The 3676-nt window shown below is 68.6% G+C and carries 2 protein-coding genes; both read right to left on the bottom strand.

The genetic code is table 11. From position 1 onward, the window contains the following. A partial coding sequence (locus tag LI92_RS20405; RefSeq protein ID WP_046322118.1) for an HAD-IC family P-type ATPase occupies positions 1 to 1972 on the bottom strand: 1972 nt, incomplete at its 3' end. Next, positions 1969 to 3537, bottom strand: a complete 1569-nt coding sequence (locus tag LI92_RS20400) for a serine hydrolase (RefSeq protein WP_046322117.1) — start codon at positions 3535 to 3537, stop codon at positions 1969 to 1971. The genes LI92_RS20400 and LI92_RS20405, both read right to left, overlap by 4 nt. Between the last annotated feature and the right edge of the window lie 139 nt (positions 3538 to 3676).

Here is a 3676-nt window from a genome sequence, read left to right as displayed (position 1 = left end):
GGGCCCGCTCGTTGTTGGGCGCCAGCGACAGGATGAACGCCGGGATCCCGATGGTGAACCACGCCGCGACGGTGACGTGGATCGGCTGGAAGGGGGAGAGCAACGGCTTGGTGCCGAACAGGGCCGATGCCAGACCGACCAGCCCCACCAGCAGTGCCAGCAGCACCGAATACACCGTTTTGGTCAAGAACAGGTTGGCCACCCGCTCGATGTTGCCGATCACCCGGCGCCCCTCGCCCACCACGTAGGGCAAGGTGGCGAACTTGTTGTCCAGCAACACGATCTGGGCCACCGCGCGGGCCGCCGAACTCCCGGCGCCCATCGCGACGCCGATGTCGGCGTCCTTGAGTGCCAGCACGTCGTTGACCCCGTCACCGGTCATCGCCACCGTGTGGTCACGCAACTGCAGCGCGTGCACCATGGCCCGCTTCTGGTCGGGGCGCACCCGGCCGAACACGGTGTGTTCCTCCAGGGCGCTGGCCAGCCGGTCGGGTTCGGTGGGCAGTTTGCGGGCATCCACGGCATCTGCGGGCAACCCCAGCTCCGCAGCCACCGCGCCCACCGACATCGCGTTGTCCCCGGAGATAACCTTCACCGACACTTCCTGCGCGGCAAAGTAATCCAAGGTATCCCGGGCGTCGGGGCGGAGCTTCTGCTCGAGCACCACCAACGCCACCGGGGTCACGCTCCCGGGCGCGTCGGGGTGGTCGACCGACTGGTCGCAGGTTCCCACCAGCAGCACCCGAAGGCCCCGCGCCCCGATTTGTTCGGCTTGTTCGGCCGCCGCCGACGAAGGTTCGAGCAGCACGTCCGGAGCCCCGATCACCCAGTTCCCGTGCTCGTGGAAGGAGACGCCGCTCCACTTCGTCGCCGACTTGAAGGGCGCGCATGCGCTCTGCCTCCAACCCGGCGATGCGGGGAACGCGCCACCGATCGCCTGGATGCTGGCGTTGGGGTACGAGTCCGCGGCGGCCAGCGCGGCCAGCGCCTGGCGCACCGGAAGGCCTTCGGCGCCAGGAAGTTCGACAACCTCGGCGACCCGCATACCGTTCTCGGTCAGGGTACCGGTCTTGTCGGCGCAGACCACATCGACGCGGGCCAGCCCTTCGATGGCGGGCAGTTCCTGCACCAGGCACTGGCGTTGCCCCAATCGCACCACACCCACCGCGAACGCCAGCGACGTCATCAGCACCAGGCCCTCGGGGACCATCGGCACCAGGGCGCCCACCATCGCCAGCACCGACGCCCGCCAGCCCACGTCGGTGGTGAACAACTGCGTGTAGATGATCAGCAGGCCGGCCGGGATCAGCAGGTAGGTGATGAATTTCAGGATCTGATCGATGCCGCTGCGAAGCTCCGATCGCACCAGCGTGAACTTGCTGGCCTCCTCTGCCAACCTGGCCGCATAGGCTTCCCGGCCCACCCGGGTGGCCCGGTAGGCGGCACTGCCGGACACCACGAAGCTGCCCGAGAGCACCTGTTCGCCGCTGTCTTTGCCGATCGGCTCGTTCTCGCCGGTGAGCAGGGACTCGTCGACCTCCAGGTCTGCCGATTCGACGATCTCGCCGTCGACGACGATCTGATCCCCCGGCCCCAACTCGATGATGTCGTCGAGCACCACCTGCGCGGGCGGAAGCTGCTGCGTCCCAGACTGCCTGCGCACCACCGGCTTCGCCTGACCGACGATGGCCAGCTTGTCCAGGGTCTGTTTGGCCCGGATCTCCTGCACCATGCCGATGACACTGTTGAAGAAGATCAGCAGCCCGAACAGCCCGTTGATCAGCGAGCCCGTGGTGAGCACGATGGCCAGCAGCACACCCAGGATGGCGTTGATCCGGGTGAAAACATTGGCGCGAATGATCTCGCGGACGCTGCGCGCGGCCCGCGCCGGAATGTCGTTGGTCTGCCCCTGCGCCACGCGTTGGGCGACTTCAGCGTCGGTCAGGCCTTGGGCTGTTCGCGCGGTGGTCAACGGGTGAACCTTCCCAGCTCGTCGTGATCGAAGAATTCCAGATCAAGGGTGTCTTTGGTGAACTCGGCCTTGGAAATGGTTCCCTCGGGCGCGTTTTCGCCCTGCACGGCGAACGTGAAGGTGTCACCGTCGTAGTGGGCCAGCCGGAAACGCTGGCGTTGCGGACCCAGCACGACCTCGAGTGCCCCCTGGTCCTCGCGCACGGTTGCCGGCCCCCAGTAGGGGTTGGCGTACGTGCCGAGGTACTCGGACAACGGGCGGGCGGGCGCCGGATTCGCCGGCGGTTGCGCCCCGACCAGCGCGCCTTCGGGCTGCAACATCGGCGCCATCGCCTGGCGGTACAGCGCTGCCCAGTCCGAGCGGATCTCGCCGTACTGGACCAGGTCCAGGAATTGGGCGATCAGGGTCTCCGGGACGCCGATCGGGGTGGCGTTGGTCAGCACGACGATGCCGACGTCCTGAGACGGCAGTGCCGCGAACGCGGTCGCCGCTCCCAGCAGGAATGCACCCGAGTGGCCGTACTGGGTACGCCCCGATGAGGTGATCGACACGTTGAAGCCCTCGCCGTAGAAGCCGGGCCGGGCGGTACCGACTCCGGCGGGGGCACTGACGATCTGCGCGGTGATGGCCGGCAGCAGCGCCTGGGATTCGATGATCTGGCGGCCGTCATGGCTTCCGCCGGCCAGCACCATGGCCAGCCAACGCGCCATGTCGTTCACCGACGAACTGACCCCGCCGGCCGGGGACTGGGCATCCGGGTTGCGTTGATCCCGGGGCTGGTAGCCGTTGCCGACCTTGGTGTGGTTGACCACGCGGTTGGGCCGTGCGTGAAAGTCGGCGTAGCGGGAGCTGGTCGACGCCATACCCAGCGGCCGGTAGAGCACGTCGGCCGACAGCTGCTCCCACCCGACGCCGGCGGCCGCGGCCACCGCCTCCGCGGCGGCCGTCAGCCCGAAGTTGGTGTAGGCGTAGCTGCTGCGGAACGGGGCCAGCGGAAGATATTTGAGCCGCTCCAGCACCTCCCGGCGGCCGTACCCGAGGTCTTCGAGCCCATCGCCGGCATGGTCGGGCAAGCCTGACCGGTGCGCATACAGATCGGCGATGGTGACGTGTTCGGTGACGTAGGGGTCCGACAGCTCAAACCACGGCAGCTGCGTCACCACGGGTGTGTCCCAGGCGATGACCCCCGCACCGACCTGCTGCGCCACCACGGTGGCACCGACCGGTTTGGACAGCGACGCCAGCTGGAACACCGTGTCGGCGTTCACCGTATTGTCCGGACCCGGCCTGCCGGTGTCGCGGACGCCGAATCCCCGCGCGTACACGGTCTTCCCGCCGTGCACGACCGCGACGGCCAGGCCGGGGATTCCGGTGCTGTCCAGCAGGTCGCGCGCCAGGCCGTCGAGCCGGCCCACCGCGGCGTCGACCCGCCCGGCCGGGATGTCGACGCCCGACACCTCGTTCGGCGGGGTTTCGGACAGCTCCCGCGGGTTCGCCACCGGAACGCACGCGGTCAGAGCAACGGCCAGTACTGCGGCCCCGGCCGTGGCAGCCCACCTGATCATGGGCCTAGGACCTCCACCACGCCGTTGCGAGGGCCCCGACTTCCACCCGCCCGCCGGTCCCATGCGGCGGTCCCAGCTTCGCCCCTCCTTCGTCGAGCCTCACTGAACCGCCGGTCCCATGCGGCGGTCCCAGCTTCGC

Source organism: Mycobacterium sp. UM_Kg1 (assembly GCF_000972925.1).
In the GTDB taxonomy this organism is placed as follows: Bacteria; Actinomycetota; Actinomycetes; order Mycobacteriales; family Mycobacteriaceae; genus Mycobacterium; species Mycobacterium hiberniae.
This window is presented reverse-complemented; position numbering and strand designations above follow the sequence as displayed.